The sequence below is a fragment of the Paenibacillus sp. P4_E11 genome (assembly GCF_056401635.1).
This window is the reverse complement of record NZ_JBFUIX010000346.1, coordinates 1-2,280: the sequence shown is the minus strand read 5'-3', so window position 1 is coordinate 2,280 and position 2,280 is coordinate 1. Positions and strand designations below refer to the sequence as shown.

The 2,280-nt window shown below is 43.8% G+C and carries 3 protein-coding genes; all 3 read left to right on the top strand.

The features are described from left to right. Positions 1-803 (top strand): sensor histidine kinase (locus tag AC1DWB_RS33820; RefSeq protein WP_477545461.1); only part of this gene is annotated, 803 nt, incomplete at its 5' end. Positions 804-904: 101 nt separating this feature from the next. Continuing rightward, a complete protein-coding gene (locus tag AC1DWB_RS33815; protein WP_477545462.1) occupies positions 905-1,810 on the top strand; it encodes a carbohydrate ABC transporter permease in 906 nt (301 codons plus the stop codon). Positions 1,811-1,824: 14 nt separating this feature from the next. Beyond that, positions 1,825-2,280 (top strand): ABC transporter permease family protein (locus AC1DWB_RS33810; RefSeq protein WP_477545460.1); only part of this gene is annotated, 456 nt, incomplete at its 3' end.

Below are 2,280 nucleotides of genomic sequence, written 5' to 3'. Positions count from 1 at the left end.
ATCGTATACATATTCCATCCAATGATGAATTCGGGGATATTGCGAGAGACATCAATCTGGCAAGTGAAAAATTGCAGCAAGCTWTGGAGAGAGGAGATTTTGCAGAATACAGTAAGGAACAATTGGTCTTGAATTTGGCTCATGATTTGCGTACGCCGTTGACTTCGGTTTTAGGTTATTTGGATTTCATTATTCAGGACGATCAACTCACGGCAGAACAAATCAAGCATTATACGAGCATTGCTTATACCAAGTCTCAACGTTTAGAAAAGCTCATTGACGAGCTATTCGAAATCACTCGAATGAACTATGGCAAGCTTACCATTGAAAAAAAGCCGATCGATCTGAGTGAGCTTCTCATCCAATTAAATGAGGAGCTGTACCCTGTTCTTGAGAAAAACAACCTGGAAACCCGATTGAATGTGACTCCGCATATGACTATTTGGGGTGACGGAGAGCTGTTGGCACGCGTATTTGAAAATCTTCTGACGAATGCCATTCGCTATGGAAAAGATGGTCAGCTTATAGACATTAATTGCAATCTTGATGCAGAAAATGTGGTGATTCAAGTGGTCAATTATGGAGATTGTATTCCCCCGGAAGAACTGCCGCATATCTTCGATATGTTTTTTTCCGGCGATAAAGCGCGAACTCATCGTGAGGGGAGCACCGGCCTTGGCTTGTCCATTGCGAAGAATATTGTAACGCAGCATCAAGGCACAATTTCAGCCCAAAGCAGTGTGATTCGTACGCTCTTTGAAGTCCGTTTCCCGCAAATAATCGTATCCGAAGGACTCAGTTAACTATTGTGCCGATGATTTTAGGAAAATTTTATTTTTACCCCACTTCTTTATTTAACAGTCTACCCTATTCTGAATGAATGGCGGGAGGTGCTGAAATGAAGATGTGGGGTTTTTGGTATGGCTTCATTATGAAGAAAAAAATAAAAAAATGGATTCGCAAGGATTCATCGGCTGCGTGGATATTTCTAGCACCAAGCGTTGTCGGATTTGCGTTGTTCTACCTTATTCCATTTGCCATGGGATTGTTCTACTCCTTCATGGACAGTACGGTCGACGGCCAATTTGTTGGATTGGATAATTATCGCGAGCTGCTTGCGAGCAATTCCTTCCGAAAGGCGTCATCCAATACGTTTTATTTTAGCGCGGTTAGTGTTCCGCTTATCCTTGCGCTGTCGTTAGGTTTGGCGATGCTGTTGAATAAAAATATATATCTTCGCAATTGGCTGCGAACTGCATATGTGCTGCCACTTGTCGTTCCAGTCGCCTCGATTATTCTGATCTGGCAGATGCTGTTCGATTGGAACGGCTCTCTGAACGCCTGGCTAAGCGGCTTCGGCTTCGAACGTGTGGATTGGATGAAGACCGATGCGGCCCGAAATGTAATCATTGTCGTTTATTTATGGAAGAACATCGGCTATAACGTAATTTTATTCTTGGCGGGACTGCAGCAAATCCCGAAGGATTATTACGAAACCGCCCAAATTGAAGGGGCAGGGCGTTTACGGCAGTTTGGCAGTATTACACTTGTTTATCTAACATCCACGATATTTTTTGTAGTCATTATGTCGATCATTAATTCGTTTAAAGTATTTCGGGAAACGTATTTGATCGCAGGCGATTATCCGCATGACAGTATATACATGATGCAGCACTATATGAACAACATGTTCACGTCGTTGGATATTCAGAAGCTGACTGCCGCGTCGACCTTGATGGTCGGCTGTATTCTTCTGATCGTTATGGGATTGTTTGCGCTTGAACGCCGGCATCGGAAGTTCATGGAATAGGGGGAAGGCAGGTCATGCTAGTTACTAAAATATTACAAAAAAGTGCGTTAACGGTCGTCATGGTCATTATAGCAGTCCTATTATTATTCCCGATTGTTATCACTTTCACAAATTCGCTCATGACAGAAAAGGAAATTGGTATCAATTACGGACCCATAGGACAGATGAACAAGGCGGCTGCAGGGAGAACAAATCCTTACGTGAATTTAAAATTGCTGCCGGATCAAGTGACCTTGGAGCAGTATGGCAAGGTGTTGGTGGGCAGTCCTAGATATCTGATGATGTTCTGGAATTCGGTATTTATGGTGGTGCCAATCATCGCAGGGCAGACCCTTGTAGCAGCACTGGCTGCATACGCGTTCTCCAAGCTGCAATTTCGCGGCCGGGATCACTTGTTTCTCGTCTATGTCTTGACGATGCTCATGCCATTCCAAGTGACGCTGGTGCCGAATTACATTATGGCCGATAAG